Source organism: Modestobacter sp. VKM Ac-2982 (assembly GCF_026967935.1).
Taxonomy (GTDB): domain Bacteria; phylum Actinomycetota; class Actinomycetes; order Mycobacteriales; family Geodermatophilaceae; genus Modestobacter.
In genome coordinates, this window is the sequence record NZ_JAPVBL010000004.1 from 88456 (window position 1) to 110746 (window position 22291).

Annotated in this window: 19 protein-coding genes and 2 tRNA genes; 4 read left to right on the forward strand and 17 right to left on the reverse strand. The window is 72.4% G+C overall.

Translation table 11 applies throughout. From position 1 onward, the window contains the following. Positions 1-27: 27 nt before the first annotated feature. The 9 genes from def to ndk all read right to left on the reverse strand — a co-directional run bounded on the left by def (position 28) and on the right by ndk (position 10912). Positions 28-507, reverse strand: a complete 480-nt coding sequence (def, locus tag O2W20_RS14880; RefSeq protein ID WP_269171397.1) for a peptide deformylase — start codon at positions 505-507, stop codon at positions 28-30. A gap of 12 nt (positions 508-519) precedes the next feature. Continuing rightward, positions 520-1641: a glutamate 5-kinase gene (proB, locus tag O2W20_RS14885; RefSeq protein WP_269171396.1), complete on the reverse strand. Its 1122-nt coding sequence runs from the start codon at positions 1639-1641 to the stop codon at positions 520-522. Beyond that, positions 1638-3125 carry a GTPase ObgE gene (gene obgE, locus O2W20_RS14890; protein ID WP_269171395.1) on the reverse strand — a complete coding sequence of 496 codons (1488 nt, stop codon included), beginning with the start codon at positions 3123-3125 and terminating at the stop codon, positions 1638-1640. Before obgE ends, proB begins: the two co-directional genes overlap by 4 nt. A gap of 108 nt (positions 3126-3233) precedes the next feature. Next, on the reverse strand, positions 3234-3521 hold the full coding sequence (gene rpmA / locus O2W20_RS14895; RefSeq protein WP_166757520.1) for a 50S ribosomal protein L27: 288 nt from the start codon (positions 3519-3521) through the stop codon (positions 3234-3236). A 4-nt stretch (positions 3522-3525) separates the two neighbouring features. Next, positions 3526-3861: a 50S ribosomal protein L21 gene (rplU, locus tag O2W20_RS14900; RefSeq protein WP_442928894.1), complete on the reverse strand. Its 336-nt coding sequence runs from the start codon at positions 3859-3861 to the stop codon at positions 3526-3528. Between the two features lie 222 nt (positions 3862-4083). Next, a complete protein-coding gene (locus tag O2W20_RS14905; protein ID WP_269171394.1) occupies positions 4084-7449 on the reverse strand; it encodes an Rne/Rng family ribonuclease in 3366 nt (1121 codons plus the stop codon). 287 nt (positions 7450-7736) lie between these two features. Continuing rightward, on the reverse strand, positions 7737-8504 hold the full coding sequence (locus O2W20_RS14910) for a TIGR03936 family radical SAM-associated protein (RefSeq protein WP_269171393.1): 768 nt from the start codon (positions 8502-8504) through the stop codon (positions 7737-7739). After that, entirely contained in the window at positions 8504-10432 is a 1929-nt protein-coding gene (locus O2W20_RS14915; RefSeq protein ID WP_269185511.1) for a TIGR03960 family B12-binding radical SAM protein, read from the reverse strand. Before O2W20_RS14915 ends, O2W20_RS14910 begins: the two co-directional genes overlap by 1 nt. Positions 10433-10492: 60 nt before the next feature. Continuing rightward, positions 10493-10912 carry a nucleoside-diphosphate kinase gene (ndk, locus tag O2W20_RS14920; protein WP_269171391.1) on the reverse strand — a complete coding sequence of 140 codons (420 nt, stop codon included), beginning with the start codon at positions 10910-10912 and terminating at the stop codon, positions 10493-10495. 72 nt (positions 10913-10984) lie between these two features. Between ndk and O2W20_RS14925 the strand changes: the two genes are divergently transcribed. Continuing rightward, the gene (locus O2W20_RS14925; protein ID WP_036336706.1) at positions 10985-11206 is read left to right on the forward strand and encodes a helix-turn-helix domain-containing protein; all 222 of its coding nucleotides are present in this window, start codon (positions 10985-10987) and stop codon (positions 11204-11206) included. A gap of 1 nt (position 11207) precedes the next feature. After that, on the forward strand, positions 11208-11744 hold the full coding sequence (locus tag O2W20_RS14930) for a Clp protease N-terminal domain-containing protein (RefSeq protein WP_269171390.1): 537 nt from the start codon (positions 11208-11210) through the stop codon (positions 11742-11744). Positions 11745-11751: 7 nt separating this feature from the next. Here the strand turns inward: O2W20_RS14930 and O2W20_RS14935 are convergent, their stop codons facing one another. After that, positions 11752-12141 (reverse strand): DUF4233 domain-containing protein, encoded by a 390-nt coding sequence (locus O2W20_RS14935; RefSeq protein WP_269171389.1) that lies wholly within the window; start codon positions 12139-12141, stop codon positions 11752-11754. After that, positions 12138-13535: a bifunctional folylpolyglutamate synthase/dihydrofolate synthase gene (locus tag O2W20_RS14940; protein WP_269171388.1), complete on the reverse strand. Its 1398-nt coding sequence runs from the start codon at positions 13533-13535 to the stop codon at positions 12138-12140. The genes O2W20_RS14935 and O2W20_RS14940 overlap by 4 nt, the downstream gene beginning before the upstream one ends. A 19-nt stretch (positions 13536-13554) precedes the next feature. Here O2W20_RS14940 and valS point away from each other — a divergent pair, with 19 nt between their 5' ends. Next, entirely contained in the window at positions 13555-16143 is a 2589-nt protein-coding gene (gene valS / locus O2W20_RS14945; RefSeq protein ID WP_269171387.1) for a valine--tRNA ligase, read from the forward strand. 42 nt (positions 16144-16185) lie between these two features. Here the strand turns inward: valS and O2W20_RS14950 are convergent, their stop codons facing one another. The 6 genes from O2W20_RS14950 to O2W20_RS14975 form a co-directional block, all read right to left on the reverse strand. After that, positions 16186-16566, reverse strand: coding sequence for an endonuclease domain-containing protein (locus O2W20_RS14950; RefSeq protein ID WP_269171386.1), 381 nt, complete (start codon positions 16564-16566; stop codon positions 16186-16188). Between the two features lie 713 nt (positions 16567-17279). Further along, on the reverse strand, positions 17280-18554 hold the full coding sequence (gene clpX / locus O2W20_RS14955) for an ATP-dependent Clp protease ATP-binding subunit ClpX (protein ID WP_269171385.1): 1275 nt from the start codon (positions 18552-18554) through the stop codon (positions 17280-17282). Positions 18555-18873: 319 nt separating this feature from the next. Then, a complete protein-coding gene (locus O2W20_RS14960; protein ID WP_269171384.1) occupies positions 18874-19506 on the reverse strand; it encodes an ATP-dependent Clp protease proteolytic subunit in 633 nt (210 codons plus the stop codon). Positions 19507-19508: 2 nt separating this feature from the next. After that, positions 19509-20159 carry an ATP-dependent Clp protease proteolytic subunit gene (locus O2W20_RS14965; protein ID WP_373286332.1) on the reverse strand — a complete coding sequence of 217 codons (651 nt, stop codon included), beginning with the start codon at positions 20157-20159 and terminating at the stop codon, positions 19509-19511. A 302-nt stretch (positions 20160-20461) separates the two neighbouring features. Continuing rightward, positions 20462-21904, reverse strand: a complete 1443-nt coding sequence (gene tig, locus O2W20_RS14970) for a trigger factor (RefSeq protein ID WP_269171383.1) — start codon at positions 21902-21904, stop codon at positions 20462-20464. Positions 21905-21999: 95 nt separating this feature from the next. Further along, positions 22000-22073 (reverse strand) — tRNA-Pro (locus tag O2W20_RS14975). Positions 22074-22149: 76 nt separating this feature from the next. Here O2W20_RS14975 and O2W20_RS14980 point away from each other — a divergent pair. Beyond that, positions 22150-22223: transfer RNA gene (locus tag O2W20_RS14980), tRNA-Gly, on the forward strand. The last annotated feature ends 68 nt before the right edge of the window (positions 22224-22291 follow it).

Here is a 22291-nt window from a genome sequence, read left to right on the forward strand (position 1 = left end):
CCTCCTATGCCTGGGTTGGCGGAGGCCTCAGGTGCGCAGGGCGCGGAGAACCTGCTTGCGGGCATCGCCGGTCAGCCGGTCGACGAAGAGCTTCCCGTCCAGGTGGTCGACCTCGTGCTGCAGGCAGCGGGCCAGCAGTCCGCTGCCCTCGATGCGGAGCGGCTCACCGTGCACGTCGAACCCCTCGGCCACGCAGTGCATCGCCCGTACCGTCGGCGCGTAGAGCCCCGGGATCGACAGGCAGCCCTCGTCGTCGTCCTGGGTCTCCTCGCTGCGCTCGGTGATCACCGGGTTCACCATGTGCCCGATCACGCCGTCGACGTTGTAGGAGAAGACCCGCAGGCCGACCCCGATCTGGGTCGCCGCCACCCCGGCCCGGCCGGGGTGGTCGACGGTCTCCTCCAGGTCGCGGACGAGCGCGGCGAGGTCCTTGTCGAAGCCGCGGATCGGGTCGGCCGGGGTGCGCAGCACCGGGTCGCCGATCTCGCGGATGGGGCGAACGGTCACCGCACCAGTCTCTCAGCCCCGGGTGGCGCGCCCGACGAGGACCATCTCGTCGCGGTGGACGACCTCGCGGCGGTGCTCCGGGTCCAGGTCACCGGTCTTACGGCCCAGCAGCGCCGGCAGCTCGCGGGCGTCGTAGGCGACCAGGCCGCGGGCGACCACCTCGCCGTCCGGGCCGACCAGCTCCACCGGGTCGTCGGCGAGGAACTCCCCGGTCACCCCGGTGATGCCCGCGGCGAGCAGCGACGCGTGCCGCTCACGGACGGCGCGCACGGCCCCCTCATCGAGCAGCACCCGGCCCCGGGGGCGGCTGGCGTAGCGGAGCCAGAACTGCCGGGCAGAGGGACGCCGCCCGGTCGGGGCGAACAGGGTGCCCACCCGCTCGCCGGCCAGCGCGGCCGCCGCCTGCGCGGTGGAGGTGACCACGACGGGCACCCCCGCCGCCGAGGCGATGAGGGCGGCCTCCACCTTGGTGGCCATCCCGCCGGTGCCGACGCCGTTGCGGCTGGCCGAGCCGAGCGCGACCGCCGCCAGGTCGGCCGGACCGCGCACCGTGTCGACCAGCGCGGCCGGCCCGGTGCGCGGATCGCCGTCGTAGACGCCGTCCACGTCGGAGAGCAGCAGCAGGGCATCGGCCATGGCCACGTGAGCGACCAGCGCGGCGAGCCGGTCGTTGTCACCGAACCGGATCTCCTCGGTGGCGACCGTGTCGTTCTCGTTGACGATCGGCAGCACACCGAGGGCCAGCAGCCGCTCGATCGTCTGCTGCGCGTTGCGGTAGTGGCTGCGCCGGGTCAGGTCGTCGGCGGTGAGCAGCACCTGGCCGACGGTCACGTCATGGGCGGTGAAGGCGTCGGCGTAGGTCTGCACCAGCCGCAGCTGCCCCACGCTCGCGGCCGCCTGCGCGGTGGCCAGGTCACGGGGGCGGCCGGCCAGCCCCAGCGGCGCCAACCCGGCGGCGATCGCGCCGGAGGAGACGAGCACGACCTGCCGCCCGGCGGCCCGCAGCGCGCCGAGGACGTCGACCAGCGCCCGCAGCCGGGTCTCGTCCAACCCGCCGGGCAGCGTGGTCAGCGACGAGGACCCGACCTTGACCACCACCCGCTGCGCGGCGGCGATCTCCGCGCGGGCGGTCACCGGTCGGCGTCGTCGAGGAGGTCGGCGTCGACCCAGCCGTCGCCCTCGGCCACCTCGTACGGCAGCCGGCGGGCCTTCTTGGCCAGCAGCCGCTCGTCGGCCGAGGGCCGCGAGTTGTCCTCGAGCCGGGTGTCGGTGCCCCGACCACCCAGGCCTGCGGTCTCCTCGATGGTGAGCGTGCCGGCCGGGAGGGTGGGCTCCCAGTCGAAGGTGACGTCGCCGACGGTGATCGCGTCACCGGGGACGGCGCCGGCCTTGGCCAGCTCCTCCTCCACGCCCAGCCGGTTGAGCCGGTCGGCGAGGTAGCCCACGGCCTCGTCGTTGTTGAAGTCGGTCTGCCGGACCCAGCGCTCCGGCCGCACCCCGAGCACGACCCACCCGTCGGTGCGCGGGTCGGGCTCGACCGTGAAGCCGCCGTCGTCGACCGCGCGCGGGGAGATCGTGATCGGTGCCGGCGGGAGGTCGGGCAGCGAGGCCCGGTGTTCCTCGACGGCGGCCGCCAGCGCGTAGCCCAGCTCGGTCACGCCCTCCCCGGTGGCCGCGCTGATCGGGAAGACCTGCAGGCCACGCGCCTCCAGGGAGGTGCGCACCAGGTCGACCAGTTCGCGGCCGTCCGGGACGTCGATCTTGTTGAGCACGGCGATCCGCAGCCGGCCGACCAGATCGAGCTCCTCGCCGCCGTACTCGCGCAGCTCGTGCTCGAGGGCCTCGATGTCCGTCTCCGGGTCGCGGCCGGGCTCCATCGTCGCCATGTCGACCACGTGCACCAGCACGGCGCAGCGCTCGACGTGCCGCAGGAACTCCAGGCCGAGGCCCTTGCCCACGGACGCGCCGGGGATCAGGCCGGGGACGTCGGCCATCGTGTAGGTCGTGTCGCCGGAGCGGATCACGCCCAGCTGCGGGACCAGCGTGGTGAAGGGGTAGTCGGCGATCTTCGGCCGGGCCGCGGACATCGAGGCGACGAGCGAGGACTTGCCGGCCGACGGGTACCCGACCAGGCCGACGTCGGCGATGCTCTTCAGCTCGAGGACGGCGTCCACCGCGTCACCGGGCTCGCCGAGCAGCGCGAAGCCGGGGGCCTTGCGGCGCGCGTTGGCGAGCGCGGCGTTGCCCAGCCCGCCCTTGCCGCCGTGGGCGAGCACGAGCCGGGCACCGGCCCCGACCAGGTCGGCGACGACCTGGCCGCCGACGCTCACGACCGTCCCGGACGGGACGCCGAGGACCAGATCGGCCCCGCGCCCGCCGTTGCGGTAGTCGCCCGCCGCCTGCTTGCCGTTGCCGGCCTTCTGGTGCGGGCGGTGGTGGAAGTCCAGCAGGGTGTGCACGCTGGGGTCGACCTCGAGGACGACGTCCCCGCCGTCCCCGCCGTTGCCCCCGTCGGGACCACCCAGCGGCTTGAACTTCTCCCGGTGCACGGAGCTGACCCCGTTGGCACCCTTGCCTGCCGAGACGTGGACCGTCACGCGGTCGACGAAAGCGGCCATGATCGCCGCCTCTCTGCGCTACGGCCGAACTGTCCGGAAAGGGAAACGGGTGGCGGCGCCGGACTCCGGCGCCGCCACCCAGTCAGAGCTGGTGGAACGGGGTGGTGCTCAGACCGAGACGGTCTCGCGGGCAGCCACCGGGGCGCCGACGGCGGTGATGGCGACCTCGCGGCGGCCACGGCGGAAGCCGAAGGTCACCGCGCCGGGGACGAGGGCGAACAGGGTGTCGTCCTTGCCGCGGCCGACGCCGAGACCCGGGTGGAAGTGGGTGCCGCGCTGGCGGACGATGATCTCGCCGGCCTTGACGACCTGACCACCGAAGCGCTTGACGCCCAGGCGCTGGGCGTTGGAGTCGCGACCGTTACGGGACGACGATGCGCCCTTCTTGTGTGCCATGTCGTCAGCCCTTCGTGATGTCGCGGACCACGACGCTGGTCAGGGGCTGACGGTGCCCCTGGCGCTTGTGGTAGCCCGTCTTGTTCTTGAACTTGTGGATGTGGATCTTCGGGCCCTTGCCGTGCTCGACGATCTCGCCGGTCACGGTCACACCGGCGAGCGTCTGAGCGTCGGAGGTGACGGTGTCGCCGTCGACCAGCAGGATGGCCGGAAGGGTGACGGTGTCACCGGCCTCCCCGCTCAGGCGGTTGATGGTGAACGTGTCACCGACACCCACCTTGTGCTGCGCTCCACCGGCCTTGACGACTGCGTACACCACTGACTCCTCGATCGATTCCATGTGTCCAGCACTGTTGTCCTGCGCGCACGACCGCCACGAGGGCCGAGTGCTGGACGTGCTGCTCGCGCCTCCCAGGCGGCACCGGAGTGCACGGCCCGTGGTGGAGCAACCCGTCCAGCGTACCCGAGGCACCGTGCCCGGGTCGAACCGCGTGCGGTCGACCCGGTCGGCCCCGTGCCCCCACCGCGAGCTCGCCCGCGGTGGGGGCACCGGGCCCCTCGATCAGGCCGGCGGGCCTGCGGGCCGAGAGGCGGCCCTGCGGCGCCGCGGCCGGGCCGCCGGGACGTCCTGAACGGCCGCGGGCTCGGCGACCGGCTGGGGTGTCACGACGACGGTCGGCTCCGACCGGTCCTCGGCAGCGACCGTGGCCTCCGGCTCGGCCGGTGGGGCCACCACCGCCGCCAGGACGCTGTCCGGCGTCGGCTGCTCGGCGGCGGGCGCCTCGCTGACAGATGTCCCGGTGACAGGCGCCTCGGTGACGGGAGCGTCCTCGGCCGCCCGGGCCTCGGCCGACTGCCCGCGTCCGCGGCGACCCCGGCTGCGGCGACCCCGACCGTCGTCGACCGGCTCGGTCTCCGGCTCGGTCTCCGGCTCGGGCGTCGGCTCGACGTCCGGCTCGACAGCCTGCTCCGCCGCGGCCGGCTCGTCGAAGGAGGCCCCGCCCTGCAGCGCCATGGCGTCCGCCACGTCCCAGCCGGCGGCCGGGTCCTCGCGACGTGACGTCGCGGTGCCCTCGTCCACCGTCTCCGGCGTCTCGGTCACCGCTGCGCCCGGCTCCTCCTGCGGAGCGGCGTCCGGCGCACCGGTGTCCGCGGGACCACGGTCCTTGGTGCCGCCGTCGCGGGCGCCACGGTCCCGACCGCCGCGGCTGCGCCGGCCGCGACCGCCGCCGGTCTCGGTCCCGTCGGTCTCCGGGGCCTCGACCGCCGGCGTCGGGGTGGCCTCCTGCTCCGTCGCGGGTGCCGTCTCCTCGACCTCGGGGGTCACGACGTCGGCGTCCTTCGCCCGGTCGTTCCGGCCCTTGTCGCGGCCGGAGCCGGAGACGGTGCCAGAGCCACCGCCCGGAGCGCCCGAGCCGTTGCCCGAGTCACCCCGGTTGCGGCCGCCGTTGCCGCCGCCACCGTTGCCGGCGCCGTTGCCGGCGCCGCCGTTCCCGCTGGACCGCTTCTTGTCGTCCACCGGGTCGACGTGCACCAGGACACCCCGGCCGCGGCAGTGCTCGCACGGCTCGGAGAAGACCTCCAGCAGCCCCTGGCCCACCCGCTTGCGGGTCATCTGCACCAGGCCCAGCGAGGTCACCTCTGCGACCTGGTGCTTCGTGCGGTCGCGGCCGAGGCACTCGGTGAGCCGCCGCAGCACGAGGTCGCGGTTGCTCTCCAGGACCATGTCGATGAAGTCGATGACGATGATCCCGCCGATGTCCCGCAGCCGGAGCTGACGGACGATCTCCTCGGCGGCCTCGATGTTGTTCCGGGTGACGGTCTGCTCGAGGTTGCCGCCGGAGCCGACGAACTTCCCGGTGTTCACGTCGACGACCGTCATCGCCTCGGTGCGGTCGATGACCAGCGAGCCGCCCGAGGGCAGCCAGACCTTGCGGTCGAGCGCCTTCATCAGCTGCTCGTCGATCCGCAGGTCGTGGAAGACGTCGCCGGTGCCGGCGTAGCGCTGCAGCCGCTCGGACAGCTCCGGGGAGACGTGCGCGACGTAGGCCTCGACGGTGTCCCAGGCGTCGTCGCCCTGGACGACCAGCCGCTTGAAGTCCTCGTTGAAGACGTCGCGGATCACGCGGATCGCCAGGTCCGGCTCGCCGTAGAGCAACGTCGGCGCGTTGCTGGTCGAAGACGCCTTGGTCTGGATGACCTCCCACTGCGCCTGCAGCCGGGCCACGTCGCGGGTGAGCTCCTCCTCCGAGGCGCCCTCCGCGGCCGTGCGGATGATGACGCCGGCGTCCTCGGGGACGATCTTCTTCAGGATGTCCTTGAGCCGCTGGCGCTCCTTGTCCGGCAGCTTGCGGCTGATGCCGGTCATCGAGCCACCCGGCACGTAGACCAGGAAGCGGCCGGGCAGGTTGACCTGCTGGGTCAGCCGGGCGCCCTTGTGGCCGATCGGGTCCTTGGTGACCTGGACCAGGACCTTGTCGCCGGACTTGAGGGCGGTCTCGATCGAGCGGGACTTGCCGGACAGACCGGCGGCGTCCCAGTTGACCTCGCCGGCGTACAGGACGGCGTTGCGGCCCTTGCCGACGTCGACGAAGGCGGCCTCCATGCTGGGCAGCACGTTCTGCACGCGGCCCAGGTAGACGTTGCCCGCGAACGAGGTCGCCTGCGCCTGGGTGACGTAGTGCTCGACGAGGACGTCGTCCTCCAGGACGGCGATCTGGGTGCGCTCACCCTGCTGCCGGATGACCATCGCCCGGTCCACGGCCTCGCGCCGCGCCAGGAACTCCGACTCGGAGAGGATCGGCGCGCGGCGACGGCCACCGTCGCGGCCCTCACGGCGGCGCTGGCGCTTGGCCTCGAGCCGGGTGGAGCCCGCCACGCCCCGGACGTCGTCGTCGCTGGAGGTGCGGCCGTTGCGGCCTGCGCGCTCCGGCCGGTCGTCGGCGTCCTCGGCGGTGTCGTCGCTGCCGCTCTCGCCGCTGCTGCCGCTCTCGCCGCTGCTGCCGCGGCGACGGCGACGGCGACGGCGACGGGTGCTGGACCCCGAGCCGCCCTCGGCAGCGTCGTCGTCCTCGTCGTCCTGGCCGTCGCGCTCGCTGCTGTCGCGCTCGCTGCTGTCGCGCTCGCTGCTGTCGCGCTCGCTGCTGTCGCGCTCGCTGCTGTCGTCGGACTCGTCGGCACCGGCCGGGGCCTCGGCGTCCTCGTCCTCGCGGTCGCCGTCGGTGGCGTCCTCACCGGTGCGTCCACGGCCGCGGCCCCGACGGCCCCGGCGCCGGCGACGGCTGCCCGAGGAACCGCCGTCCTCGCCATCGCGGTCGTCGGCGTCCTCGGCGTCCCGCTCGTCGGTCTCGGTGGTCTCGGTCTCCTCGACCTCGACCGGCTCACTCTCGGCCGCACTGCGGCGACGGCTGCGGGAACGCCGCGGCGGCGCCTGCTCGGCGTCCCGCTCGTCGGTGGCCGGGCGGTCGTCGGTCCGGCCGGTGTCGGTCTCGGTCGACTCGCTCGGCGACTCGGCCTGGGGACGGCGGCTGCGGCGGCGCGGTGCAGCGACCTCGGGCTCGGGGGCCACGAAGCTGATGAAGGCGGGGGCGACGTGCGAGAGCTGCGGCGCAGGGGGCTCGACGGAGTCGGGGTCGGCGGTCACGGCCGGCCGGGTCGCGCGACGGCGGGGCCGGGCGGTGACGGTCGTGGGCTCGGGTGAGCTGAACTGTGCGCCGAACCTGGGGAGCTCGTGCTCCGGCTGGGGCGTCACCGCCTCGGCCACCGGGATCTCGGCCGGCTCCTCGGCGGTCGGCTCGTCGTCCGGCTCACCGAGCAGGCCTTCGGTATCGGCCGGGTCCGCCGGGCCGCCGAGCAGATCGGCGGGAGGCGTCGATCCCTCCGCGGTGCCGAGGTCGGTGCTGTTCTCGTTGTCGTCGTGGTCGGCCACGAAGGGCTCGCCTCCTGTGCGTCCCCGGGCGCCGATCGTCTCCGACTGGCGGCCGCGCAGGAACGTGGGTTGGGCGGGTCGGGCGGCCACTGGGAGCGGCGGTTCTGCCCGGCCCGCGAAGTCTGGTCCGCGCCCCGGCCAGTGCGGCTGGGGCCCGGTGGTGCAGCGTGCTGAACACGGGTGGTGCGGTGGTCCGAAAGATCAGGTGGTGCCGAGTTCAGGTGGTGCAGCGCCACGGCTGGCAGACGTGGCGCAGGCGACGCCGGGCGCATCCGGGTCCGACCGGGTCAGACCTGAGCCGGCTCCCCCTGGCAGCGGGAACTGGCCACGCGGTCGGGCCCGAGCGGATCGGCGACGTCACCGCTGTCGTCGAGCCGGCCCTGCGCCTCACGCACGGCCCGGGCGGGCAACGGCGGGTGCAGGTCGGCGACGGCAGCCAGAGCGGCCATCACGTCATCCGGTCGCACGGTCGGCGTGAGCTGCCGTACGACCACGAGCAGTATGGCACAACCTGCCTCAACAGCGACCGCAGCGGAGACGACGGCCTCCCGCGCGTCGACGTCCTTGGTGCCGTTCTTGGTCCGTTTCGCGACCAGCACCACCTCCTGGGCGAGGAACGTCTGCACGGCGGCGGACAGCTGGTCGGCGTCCACCCCGGGCAGGTCGATGCGCCACCGGGTGGCGTCGAGCCGGTCGGCCAGCGAGCCGCTGCCCTCGACCGCCTCGACGCACTCCAGGACGTCGATCCCCGGCGGCAACGAGGCGTCCAGTGCGGCCCGCACCTGCTCCGGGTCACGCCGGGCGGACAGCCCGATCTCGAAGTACTCCGCCTCCGAGGCCGCACCGGTCGGCGCCGCCCCCATGTAGGAGATCTTCGGGTGCGGGCTGAAGCCGGCGGAGAACGCCATCGGCACCTGTGCACGACGCAGCGCACGCTCCAGGGCGCGGGCCAGGTCGCGGTGCGAGGCGAACCGCAGCGGTCCGCGCTTGGTGTAGCGCAGCCGCAGCTTCTGCACGGTCGGCGGCGGCGGTGGGCCGTCCGGGGTGCGGGCCACTACCGGCTGACGGGGGTCAGGGGCAGCAGGCTGCGCCCGGTGGGCCCGATCTGGATGTCGGTGCCCATCGTCGGGCAGACGCCGCAGTCGTAGCAGCCGGTCCAGCGGCAGTCGCCGACCTCGTCCTCACTGATCGCGTCCTGCCAGTCGTCCCAGAGCCACTCCTTGTCCAGCCCGGAGTCCAGGTGGTCCCAGGGCAGGACCTCGTGCTCGGTGCGCTCCCGGGTGGTGAACCAGGCGAGGTCGAGCCCGAAGGCAGCGAGTTCCTCGGCCGCGGCCGTCTGCCACCGGTCGTACGAGAAGTGCTCGCTCCAGCCGTCGAAGTGACCGCCGTCGCGCCAGACCCGCTCGATGACCTTCCCGACCCGGCGGTCGCCGCGGGACAGCAGTCCCTCGATCACCCCGGGCTTGCCGTCGTGGTAGCGCAGGCCGATCGAACGGCCGATCCGGCGGTCGGCGTTGATCGCCTCGCGCAGGATCCGCAGCCGGTGGTCGATCGTCTCGGCGCTGGCCTGGGCCGCCCACTGGAAGGGGGTGTGCGGCTTGGGCACGAAGCCACCGATGGAGACGGTGCAGCGGATGTCCTTGCTGCCGCTGGCCTCCCGGCCGGCGCGGATCACCTCGACCGCCAGCTCGGCGATCTCCAGCACGTCCTCGTCGGTCTCGGTGGGCAGACCGCACATGAAGTAGAGCTTCACCTGGCGCCAGCCGTTGGCGTACGCCGTGGTGACCGTACGGACCAGGTCCTCCTTGGACACGGTCTTGTTGATCACCCGGCGGATCCGCTCGCTGCCGCCCTCGGGGGCGAAGGTCAGCCCGGAGCGGCGTCCGTTGCGGGAGAGCTCGTTGGCCAGGGTGACGTTGAAGGCGTCGACCCGGGTGGAGGGCAGCGACAGGCCGGTGTTGGTGCCCTCGTACCGGTCGGCGAGCTCCTTGGCCAGCTGGCCGATCTCGGAGTGGTCGGCGCTGCTCAGCGAGAGCAGGCCCACCTCTTCGTAGCCGGTGGCCTTGAGCCCGGCGTCGACCATCGAGCCGATGCCGGTGATCGTCCGCTCGCGGACGGGGCGGGTGATCATCCCGGCCTGGCAGAACCGGCAGCCACGGGTGCAGCCGCGGAAGATCTCCACGCTCATCCGCTCGTGCACGCTCTCGGCCAGCGGGACCAGCGGCTGCTTGGGGTAGGGCCACTCGTCCAGGTCCATCACCGTGCGCTTGCCGACGCGGGCCGGGACGTCGTCCCGGGTGCGGCGCACCTCGGCGATCGTGCCGTCGGCGGCGTAGCTGACCGCGTAGAAGCGGGGCACGTAGACCCCGTCGACCCGGGAGAGCCGGGCCAGCAGCTCGACCCGCCCACCGGGGCGGCCCTGGTCCTTCCAGGCGGCGACGACGTCGGTGATGTCCCCGACGACCTGCTCGCCGTCCCCGAGCACCGCGCAGTCGACGAAGTCGCTGACCGGCTCGGGGTTGAAGGCGGCGTGCCCACCGGCGACGACCACCGGGTGGCTCTCGTCGCGGTCGACGGCGTGCAGCGGGACGCCGGCGAGGTCGAGCGCCTCGAGCAGGTTCGTGTACCCGAGCTCGGTGGCGAAGCTGACGCCGAGCAGGTCGAACTCCCGCACCGGGCGGTGGGCGTCGACGGTGAACTGGCCGACCCCGTGCTCGCGCATCAGCCCGGCGAGGTCGGGCCAGACGGCGTAGGTGCGCTCGGCCAGGGCGTCGGCGCGCTCGTTGAGCACCTCGTAGAGGATCATGAGGCCCTGGTTGGGCAGGCCCACCTCGTAGGCGTCGGGGTACATCAGCGCCCAGTGGACGGCGACGTCGTCCCACGGCTTCACCTGGGCGTTGAGCTCGCCACCGACGTACTGGATGGGCTTCTGGACCTGGGCGAGGAGGGGCTCGAGGCGGGGGTATAGAGACTCGACAGTCATGACCCGCCCAGGGTAGCCGCTCCGTCAGGGGCCAAAGTCGCGACTTCGGCCCCTGACGGGTCAGAGCTGGGGGAAGAAGAGCGCGATCTCGCGCGCGGCGGACTCGGGCGAGTCGGAGCCGTGCACGATGTTGGCCTGCACCTCGAGGGCGAAGTCGCCGCGGATCGTGCCGGGCGCCGCCTTCACCGGGTCGGTCGCGCCGGCCAGCGCACGGAACGCCTCGATGGCGCGCGGCCCCTCGACCACGAGCGCCAGCAGCGGGCCCCCGGTGATGAACTCGACCAGCGAGCCGAAGAAGGGCCGCTCGCGGTGCTCGCCGTAGTGCTCCTCGGCGACCTCGGTGGTCAGGGTGCGCAGCTCGGCGGCGACCAGGCGCAGGCCCTTGGCCTCCAGGCGGGCGATGACCTGGCCGACCAGGCCCCGGGCCACGCCGTCGGGCTTGATCAGGACCAGCGAACGCTCAGCAGTGGGTGCAGACACGGCCGGGAGCGTACGGGACGGCGACCGTCAACTCAGGTTGACAGCTGACATCCGTCAATCTACGTTGACGGCATGGCCTCCCCCACCGACGTCACCACCGCCGCCGCGGCCGACGACCCGGACACCGGGCTCCGCGCCATCCGTGCGCTCCGCGACCTAGCCGACCGCCTGGAGGTGCTGCAGGTCGGCAACGCCCGGGCGCGCGGCTGGTCCTGGCAGCAGATCGCCGACGCCCTGGGCGTCAGCAAGCAGGCCGTCCACAAGAAGCACGCCACCTCACGAAGGGACCGCTGACGTGTTCGAGCGCTTCACCGACGAGGCCCGCCGGGCCGTCGTCGTCGCCCAGGAGGAGGCCCGCACACTGCGGGCGGAGAAGATCGACCCGGTGCACCTGCTGCTGGCCCTGGCCGAGGACCCCGGCCGCGGCGGCGCGGTGCTGCGTGCCGCCGGCGCCGACCACCCGAACCTCCGGTCGGCTCTGGACCGGTCGGGCAGCGCCCTGGACGCCGATGCGCTCGCCACCGTGGGCATCGACCTGGACCAGGTGCGCGCCGCCGCGGAGTCCGCGTTCGGCCCAGGCGCCCTGGACCGCGGCGCTCGCGAGCCGGCCGGGCACATCCCCTTCGCCGACGGCAGCAAGCGCGCCCTCGAGGAGTCGCTGCGGCACGTGCTCCGGTCGAAGGTGCGCCGACGGGCCCGGGCCATCGACACCGGAGCGCTGCTCGCCGGGCTGCTGGCCGTCGGCGACCCGGTGGTGACCCGGGTCCTCCGGCAGGTGGGCACCGATGCCGACCGGCTGCGCGGGCAGCTCGGGGACGCTTCGGCGGCGTGAGCTCCCGTCAGCCGGCGGGCGGCGCCGGGGGTGCGGTCGGCGGCGGCCCGAAGGGCGTGCCCAGCAGCTCCTTGCGGACCTGGAGCAGGTACAGCCAGATCAGCAGGAACACGCCGCCGACCAGCCACATCGCCCCGCTGATCAGCCCGGTGAGCAGCAGTGGCACCTGCAGTGCCGTGCCGATGACCAGACCCTGCGGACGGCGCTGCACCCCGCTGGCCAGGATCAGCAACACCGCCAGGACGAGCACGACCGTGAGCCGGGTGCTGGTCAGCCCCTCTCCGGTCTGGGCGATGCCGCGCGGCACGAAGAGGACGGCGATCCCCTCCAGCAGCAGGATCGCGGCGGCAGCTCCGCCCAGCGCCTTGCCGGCGCGCACCGGGTCGGGCGCCGTCACGACCGCTTGCCGCCGAGCAGGCTGCGGGCCTCCCCCGCGGTGATCACACTGCCGGTGACCAGCACGCCGGACCCACCGAGCGCGTCGTCGGGACCGGCCTCGGCCAGCTCCATCGCCGACTCGAGCGCGTCGGTGAGCAGCGGGTGCACGCTGACCCGGTCGGCCCCGAAGACGTCGACCGCCAGGGCCCCCAGCTCGTCGGCCGGGATCGCCCGCGGGGAGCTGTTCTGGGTGACCACCAGTTCGGCGCACAGCGGCTCCAGCTCGGCCAGCATGCCGCTGACGTCCTTGCCCTGGACGCAGCCGACGACGCCGACCAGGCGGGTGAAGTCGAAGGACTCCCGGACCGCCTCGACCGTCGCCGCCATGCCGGCCGGGTTGTGCGCCGCGTCGACCAGCACCGCCGGGGAGGTGCGCACCCGCTCCAGCCGCCCGGGCGAGCGCACTGCGGCGAAGGACTCCCGGACGACGTCCTGGGCGACCGGGCCGGTGGCCGACCCCGCCCCCAGGAAGGCCTCCACCGCGGCCAGCGCGACGGCCGCGTTCTGCGCCTGGTGCGCGCCGAACAACGGCAGGAAGACCTCGTCGTACTCACCGCCCAGCCCCTGCAGCCGCACCTGCTGGCCGCCGACGGCGACCCGGCGCTCGAGCACGCCGAACTCGGTGCCCTCGCGGGCGACGGTCGCGTCGACCTCGATCGCCCGCCGCACCAGCGCCTCCAGCGCGCCGGCCGGCTGGTGGGCGAGCACCGCGACCACACCGCCGTCCGGGCGGCCGTCGGGCAGCACGCCGTCCCCGGTGGCCGGCTTGATGATCCCGGCCTTCTCGGTGGCGATCGTGGCGACGTCGGGCCCCAGGTACTCGGCGTGGTCCATCGAGACGGGTGTGACGACGGCGACCCGGGCGTCGGCGACGGTGGTCGCGTCCCAGGTGCCGCCCATGCCGACCTCGACGACCGCGACGTCCACCGGCGCCTCGGCGAAGGCGGCGTAGGCCATCGCGACCATCACCTCGAAGAAGGACATCGGGACGTCACTGCCCGCGTCCACCATCTGCACGTAGGGGGCGACGTCGTCGTAGACCTCGACGAAGCGCTCGGCCGGCAGCGGCTCGCCGTCGAGCACGATCCGCTCGCGCATCGACTCCAGGTGCGGGCTGGTGAACCGGCCGACCCGCAGGCCGAAGCCGCGCAGCAGCTCGTCGACCATCCGCGCCGTCGTCGTCTTGCCGTTGGTGCCGGTCACCTGGACGACGGGCATCGCCCGGTGCGGGGAGCCGAGCAGGTCGACCAGGGCGGAGATGCGGGTCAGCGACGGCTCGAGCCGGTTCTCCGGCCACCGCGCCAAGAGCGCCTGCTCGACCCGGGCCAGGTCACGGGAAAGGGAGGTGCTCATCGCTCTTAGGATGCCAGTCATGGTTGCCGACACCCGATCCCTGGACAGCACTCCCCCGGGGAGCACCGGCGGCGTACCCGAGAAGCCCTCGATCGACGGGCTGGAGGAGAAGTGGGTGGCCCGCTGGGCCGAGGGCGACACCTACGCCTTCGACCGCGACGCGGCGCTGTCCGCCCCCCGCGCCCAGACCTACGCGATCGACACGCCGCCGCCGACGGCGAGCGGGTCGCTGCACGTGGGTCACGTGTTCAGCTACACCCACACCGACATCGTCGCCCGCTACCAGCGGATGCGCGGCAAGCACGTCTTCTACCCGATGGGCTGGGACGACAACGGCCTGCCCACCGAGCGCCGGGTGCAGAACTACTACGGCGTGCGCTGCGACCCCTCGCTCCCCTACGACGAGTCGTTCGAGCCGCCGGAGAAGCCGGGCAAGGACCAGCAGCCGATCTCCCGGCGCAACTTCGTCGAGCTGTGCGAGCGGCTGACCGCGGTCGACGAGGCGGCGTTCGAGGAGCTGTGGCGTCGGGTCGGGCTGTCGGTCGACTGGTCCAACGTCTACCGGACCATCTCGGAGTCCTCCCGGGCCACCGCGCAGAAGATGTTCCTGCACAACCTGGCCCGCGGGGAGGCCTACGCCCAGGAGGCGCCGACCCTTTGGGACGTCACCTTCCGCACCGCGGTCGCCCAGGCCGAGCTGGAGGACCGGGAACGCCCCGGCGCCTACCACCGGATCGGCTTCAGTGGGCCCTCGGGCGACCCGGTGTTCATCGAGACCACCCGCCCAGAGCTGCTGCCGGCGTGCGTCGCCCTGGTCGCCCACCCCGACGACGAGCGCTACCAGCCGCTGTTCGGGAAGACGGTCACCACTCCCCTGTTCGGCGTCGAGGTCCCCGTGGTCGCCCACCGGCTGGCCGAGCCGGACAAGGGCTCGGGCATCGCGATGATCTGCACCTTCGGTGACCTGAACGACGTCACCTGGTGGCGGGAGCTGCAGCTGCCGACCCGCGCCGTCATCGGCTGGGACGGCCGCTTCCTCGCCGAGCCGCCGGCCGACGTGCCCGCCGACGTGTACGGCGAGCTGGCCGGCAAGACCTCCTTCAGCGCGCAGCAGCGGATCGTCGAGCTGCTCCGCGAGTCCGGCGACCTGGCGGGCGACCCGAAGCCGATCACCCACCCGGTGAAGTTCTTCGAGAAGGGCGAGCGCCCGCTGGAGATCGTCACCACCCGGCAGTGGTACATCCGCAACGGCGGGCGGGACGGCGACCTGCGCGACGCCCTGCTGGCCCGCGGCCGGGAGATCCAGTGGGTGCCCGAGCACATGCGGCACCGCTACGACAACTGGGTCGAGGGGCTCAACGGCGACTGGCTGATCAGCCGGCAGCGGTTCTTCGGTGTGCCGTTCCCGGTCTGGTACCGGTTGGACTCCGAGGGCGAACCCGACCACTCCGCGCCGATCCTGGCGCCGGAGTCGGCGCTGCCGGTCGACCCGTCCTCCGACGTCCCCGAGGGCTTCACCGCCGACCAGCGGGGCGTGCCGGGCGGGTTCATGGCCGACCCCGATGTCATGGACACCTGGGCCACCTCGTCGCTGTCGCCGCAGGTCGCCTCGGGTTGGGAGACCGACCCGGAGCTGTTCGCACACGTCTTCCCGATGGACCAGCGGCCGCAGGCGCACGACATCATCCGCACCTGGCTGTTCTCCACCGTCGTCCGGGCGCACTTCGAGCACGGCACGGTGCCGTGGACGCACGCCACCATCTCCGGCTTCGTGGTCGACCCCGACCGCAAGAAGATGTCGAAGTCCAAGGGCAACGCGACCACCCCGATCGACGTCCTGGAGCGCTACGGCACCGACGCAGTCCGCTGGCGCGCCGCCGGCGCCCGGCCGGGGGCGGACAGCCCGTTCGACGAGGCGCAGATGAAGGTCGGCCGCCGGCTGGCGATGAAGGTGCTCAACATCGGCAAGTTCGTGCTGGGGCTGGGAGCCTCTCCCGACCTGACGGCCGAGGCGGTCACTGAGCCGATCGACCTCGGGCTGCTCGCCTCGTTGGCGCAGGTGGTCGACGAGGCGACCGCGGCGATGGAGGCCTACAACTACACCCGGGCGCTCGAGGTCACCGAGTCGTTCTTCTGGTCGTTCTGCGACGACTACGTGGAGCTGGTGAAGACCCGCGCCTACGGCTCTGGCCCCGGGGCTGCCTCCGCCCAGGCCACGCTGGCGCTGGCGCTGTCGGTGCAGCTGCGACTGCTGGCCCCGGTGCTGCCGTTCGTGACCGAGGAGGTCTGGTCCTGGTGGCAGACCGGCTCGGTGCACCAGGCGCTCTGGCCGACCGCGACCGAGCTGCCGGCCGGTGGCGACCCGGCGGTGGTGTCGGCGGCGGCCGAGGTGCTGTCGCTGGTGCGCAAGGCGAAGTCCGACGCCAAGACGTCGATGCGGACCGACGTCGCGACGACGACAGTGACCGTCTCCGCGGCGCGGATGGCCGCGGTCGAGGCCGCCCGGGGTGACCTGGTGGACGCCGGCCGGATCCAGTCGCTGACCGTGGTCGCCGGCGAGGGCCCGCTCCACGTCGACGTCGTCCTCGCCGAGACACCCACCGCCTGACCGTGTGCGCTGAGTGCCAGGTGCCGAGCCTGGACCTGGCACTCAGCGCACACCGTCGAGCCCGAGCAGGCGGCGCCGGGCCGCGTGGACGGTCAGGATCTCCCTCTGGCAGGCGGCGGCTTCGACCGTGAGCCTCCGGTAGCCGAACCGGAGCGTCTGCCACCCCACCGTGGCCGCCAGGGCATCTCGGCGGATGTCCCGCTCCCGCTGCTCGCGGGAGCCGTGCCAGGCGGCCCCGTCCATCTCGACGGCGAGCAGCACGTCCTCGCAGGCGGCGTCGAGGAGGAACCGCTCCCCCGCCACCGTGATCGGACGCTGCTGGACGAACGCCGGCATGCCCGGAGCACGCAGGACCTGCAGGCAACCCCAGATCTCGAGCTCGCTCTGGCACCCGTCGGCGAGCAACCGGACGAGTTCGGTCAAGGCAGCTCGCCCGGGCAACCGGGGACGCCGAGCCAGCTCATCGGCCAACTGTCGCGCCGTGCACAGCCGCCGGCGGACCGCGGTGATCGCTGCTGCGCGGACAGCGGGGCGCCCGGCACCGGAGGGATCAGCCCACGCGTCGACGACCGAACGTTCGACCGACGTCACCGGCAACCCGCCGACCGGCCGCACGTGCCAGTCCACATCGGCCACCCGGTGCAGTACGACTCCCGGGCCACCACGACCACTGCGGCCCGGCGCCACGGTGACGTGGACGGGACCAACGGGCGGCGCGACGAGGCCCCAGAGCGCCAGGGCGGTGGCGTGGCTGACCACGGCCTCCCGCGACCGGACGGCAGCAGCCACCCGGACCCGCCAGTCGGTCGTCGACCCCCGCACCGCGTAGCAGCCACCACCGAGACGCAGCAGCCGGCCACTCGCGACCCAGGAGCGGACGGTCGTCGGGCTCACCTGCGCCGTCAACTGCGCCCACGTGGTCCATCCTCGCGGTCCGACCAGGCCTTCGACGTCGTGCCGCACCCCGACAGCCTGGCGCGCCCGGCCTGGGCGCCGCAGCCGCGCCGAGCATCTGTGGACGGCGGGCGCGGACTGTCAGTCGGGCAGCTGCCAGCTGACAGTCTGCGCACACCTGTTCCTGAAAGCCGCGACGGCCCGCTCCCCTGAGGGGAACGGGCCGTCGGGGTGTGGCTGGGTTACGCGGACTTCTCGCGGGGGGCGCGGGCGGGCTTGCGGGGCACGAGGGTGGGGCTCACGTGCTCCAGCACGACCTCGCGGGTGATGACGACCGTGGCGACGTCCTCGCGGCTGGGGATGTCGTACATCACCGACTGGAGCACCTCCTCCAGGATCGCCCGCAGACCACGGGCACCGGTGCCCCGCAGGATGGCCTGGTCGGCGATCGACTCGAGCGCGTCGTCGGTGAACTCCAGCTCCACCCCGTCGAGCTCGAACAGTCGCCGGTACTGGCGCACCAGGGCGTTCTTCGGCTCGGTGAGGATGTTCATCAGCGCCGTGCGGTCGAGCTTCTGCACGCTGGTGATCACCGGCAGCCGGCCGATGAACTCGGGGATCATGCCGAACTTCAGCAGGTCCTCGGGCATGACCTGCGCGAAGGCGTTGGCCTCCTCGATCTCGGCCTTGCCGCGGACCTCGGCGCCGAAGCCGATGCCCTGCTTGCCCGTGCGTGCCTCGATCACCTGGTCCAGCCCGGCGAACGCGCCACCGACGATGAACAGCACGTTCGTGGTGTCGATCTGGATGAACTCCTGGTGCGGGTGCTTCCGCCCACCCTGCGGGGGCACCGACGCGGTCGTGCCCTCGAGGATCTTCAGCAGCGCCTGCTGAACGCCCTCACCGGAGACGTCCCGGGTGATCGACGGGTTCTCGCTCTTGCGGGCGATCTTGTCGACCTCGTCGATGTAGATGATCCCGGTCTCGGCGCGCTTGACGTCGTAGTCGGCCGCCTGGATCAGCTTGAGCAGGATGTTCTCGACGTCCTCGCCCACGTAGCCGGCCTCGGTGAGCGCCGTGGCGTCGGCGATCGCGAAGGGCACGTTGAGCATCCGGGCCAGCGTCTGCGCCAGGTGCGTCTTGCCGCAGCCCGTCGGGCCCATCAGCAGGATGTTGGACTTGGCGAGCTCGACGCCCTCGTCCCGGCCCCGGTCCGTGCCGCCGGCCTGCACCCGCTTGTAGTGGTTGTAGACGGCGACGGCGAGCGTGCGCTTGGCCTGGTCCTGGCCGATGACGTACTGCTCGAGGAAGTCGTGGATCTCCTTGGGCTTGGGCAGCTCGTCGAACTTGAGGTCCGACGACTCCGAGAGCTCTTCCTCGATGATCTCGTTGCAGAGGTCGATGCACTCGTCGCAGATGTACACCCCAGGGCCAGCGATGAGCTTCTTGACCTGCTTCTGGCTCTTCCCGCAGAACGAGCACTTGAGCAGGTCGCCGCTCTCACCGATACGTGCCACCTGGCTGACCTCCACCTCGAATGGGACAGCGCTGCCGCGGTCCCGTTGGTTCGTGCTGTGTCATGCCCTTGTCGACGCCCGTCCTGCTGGCGTTCGGTGTCCCTGCGGTCGTGACCGGGGAATCGGGCGTTCACCGAACCTACCCGGCTGATCCGACGTTCCCAGGCAGGAACTCACCCGGCTCGCCCGGCCCGCAACACCCGCCCCGGCCCTCCCCCGTGACCCGGCGGACTGCGGGGAGAACACCGAAACGAGAGATGGGAGAACGGTACGGGCCGAGAGCGCGACACGCGCGCTCTCGGCCCGTCCTGTCACCGGATCAGACCGGCGGCAGCGCGTTGAGCTTGCGGCTCTGGATGACCTGGTCGACGATCCCGTACTCCATGGCCTGCTGGGCCGTGAGGATCTTGTCCCGGTCGATGTCCTTGCGGACCTGCTCCTGGGTCTGTCCGGTGTGCCGGGCCAGGATCTGCTCCATCTGCACCCGCACCCGCTCGATCTCCCGGGCGTGGATCTCCAGGTCGGTGACCTGGCCACCGGCCTCGCCGGAGGGCTGGTGGATCAGCACGCGGGAGTACGGCAGCGCCAGGCGCTTGCCCTTGGTCCCGGCAGCCAGCAGGACGGCGGCCGCGGAGGCCGCCTGGCCCATGCAGACGGTCTGGATGTCGGGGCGGACGAACATCATCGTGTCGTAGATGGCCGTCAGCGCGGTGAACGAGCCACCGGGGCTGTTGATGTACATGGTGATGTCACGGTCGGGGTCGTTGGACTCCAGCGTGATCAGCTGCGCCATGACGTCGTTGGCCGAGGCGTCGTCGACCTGCACCCCGAGGAAGATGATGCGCTCCTCGAAGAGCTTGTTGTACGGGTTCGACTCCTTCATGCCGTAGCTCGTGCGCTCGACGAAGGAGGGGAGGATGTACCGGCTCTGCGGCATCTGGAAGTCGCTCATAGTCACTTCTCCGGTCCGTCGGTGACCGGGTTGTCGGTCGAGGTCATGGTCTCCGCGCGGGTCACCACGTGGTCGACGAAGCCGTACTCGAGGGCCTCCTGCGCGGTGAACCAGCGGTCGCGGTCGGAGTCCTTCTCGATCTGCTCGACCGTCTGCCCGGTGAACTGCGCCTGCAGCTCGTTGAGCTGGGCCTTGGTGTTGCGGAAGAGCTCAGCCTGGATGGCGATGTCGGAGGCGGTGCCGCCGACGCCGGCCGAGGGCTGGTGCATCAGGATCCGCGTGTGGGGCAGCGAGTAGCGCTTGCCCTTCGTCCCGGCGGTGAGCAGGAACTGGCCCATCGAGGCGGCCAGGCCCATCGCGTAGGTGGCGACGTCGCAGTCGATGAACTGCATCGTGTCGAAGATCGCCATGCCGGCGGTGACGGAGCCGCCGGGCGAGTTGATGTAGAGGTGGATGTCGCGCTTGGGGTCCTCTGCGGACAGCAGCAGCATCTGCGCGGCCAGCTGGTTGGCGATGACGTCGTCGACCTGGCTGCCGAGGAAGATGATCCGCTCACGCAGCAGGCGCTCGTAGACCGAGTCGTTGAGGTTCATCATCGAGCCGCCGGCGCGCATCAGCGGCGCGCTGGCGGTGATCAGGTCTGAGTTGCTCACGGGTGCGGTGACCTCCGTAGGACTGCGGTGCAGTCGGTCTCGTGGAACGGGTTGGCCGGTGGTCGGGGGGCGACCGACGACGCTGCGGACGACCCTCGGTGCCGGTCGTCAGTGCGGCCTCGTGTGGTCGTCCTTCAGGGGTGCCTGAGTGTCACGTCGACCCTAACGCGCACCCCCGACCGGTTCCTCCCGGCGCGGGCCGGTGTTCGCCGTGGGCGCAGCGACGCCGCGGCCAGGGCCTCGGGAACGGCAGCGCCGCCCGTACCCAGCTGGGTACGGGCGGCGCGGTGTGCCGGGGTGGATCAGGCCTTGTCGGCCGTCGCCTCGGTGTCGGTCTCCTCGGCGGCGTCGGCCTCGACGGCGTCGGCCTCGGCGACCTCAGCCGCGTCGGCGTCCTCGGCGTCGGCCGAGTCGGCGGCGACGGTGCGCGGACGCAGCGCCTCCAGGTCGACGACGTTGCCCGACTCGTCGGTGATCGTCGTCTCCTCGAGCAGCTGGGCGAGCGCCTTGGTGCGCCGCACGTCGGCGACGAACTCGGCGATGTTGTTGCCCTGCTGGAGCTGCTGGGCGTACTGCTCCGGGCTGACCCGGTTGCGCTGGGCCTGGGCCATGATCTGCGCGGAGAGGTCCTCGTTGTCGACGGTGACCTCGCGGGCGTCGGCGATCGAGTCGAGCACGAACTGCGTCTTCACGGCCTTCTCGACGTTCGTGCGCATCTCGGCGTCGTAGGCCTCGCGGTTCTCGACCTCGGTCATCGAGAAGTAGGCGTCCCAGTCCATGCCGGCCTGCTGCAGCTCGCGCTCCATGGCCTGGCTGCGCCAGCTGAGCTCCTGCTCGACCAGCTTCTCCGGCACCGGGACCTCGATGGTCTCCAGCAGGTGCTCGACCAGCTTGTCGCGGGCCTGCGCGCCCTGCTGCAGCACCTTGGTGCGGGCCAGCCGGGTGCGGACGTCCTCGCGCAGCTCGGCCAGGGTGTCGAACTCGCTGGCGATCGAGGCGAACTCGTCGTCCAGCTCCGGCAGCTCCTTGGCCTTGACCGACCGGACGGTGACGGTCACGTCGGCCATCTCACCGGCCTGGTCACCGGCGAGCAGCTCCGTGGAGAAGGTGGCGCTCTCGTCGGCGGACAGCCCGCGCACGGCCTCGTCCAGGCCGTTCATCAGGTTGCCGGAGCCGACCTCGTAGGACATCCCGGTGGTGCTGCCGTCCTCGAGCACCTCGCCGTTGAGCGTGGCCTCCAGGTCGATGGAGACGAAGTCGCCGTCCGCGGCCGCCCGCTCGACACCGGAGAGGGTGGAGAAGCGCTCGCGCATGACGGTGATCTGCTGGTCGATCTCCTCGTCGGTGACCTCGACGTCGTCGACGGTCACCGCCAGGGAGTCCAGCGGGGGCAGCTCGAGCGTGGGGGCGACGTCGACCTCGGCGGTGAAGGCGAGGGCCTCCCCGTCGTCGATGCGGGTGACCTCCACGTCCGGCTGGCTGATGACGCGGACCTGGTTCTCCCGGATCGCCTCGGAGTAGACCTCCGGCACGGCGTGCTGGACGACCTGCTCGAGCACGACCGGGCGGCCGATCCGCTGGTCGAGGACCCGGTTGGGGACCTTGCCGGGGCGGAAGCCGGGAACGCGCACCTGCTTGCCCAGCTCCTTGTAGACCTCACCGAAGGCGTGGTCCAGGTCGCTCCACGGCACCTCGATCGCGAGCCGGACCCGGGTCGGGCCCAGGTTCTCGATGGTGCTCTTCACAGCGGCGTGCTCCTCAGGTACGACGGGGATGGGCGTGGCCTCCGCGGGGACGGCGGCCGATCGTGCCCGCGAGTCTTCCAGACCTCGCGGCAGTGTCGGGGTGACAGGATTTGAACCTGCGGCCCCCTGCTCCCAAAGCAGGTGCGCTACCAAGCTGCGCTACACCCCGTGGCCAACGGCGAGTCTAGGCCGACGGCCTGCGGACAGCGCCGCGCGGGCACGGGATAGGCTGGCGCGGTAAGCATGCGGGTGTAGCTCAATGGTAGAGCCCCAGCCTTCCAAGCTGGCCATGCCGGTTCGATCCCGGTCACCCGCTCCACGTCCTGACCAGCTCGGATGCCCGTTCGTGCAGCTCAGCGAGCCTTGGGTGCCGCTCCTGTGCTTCGA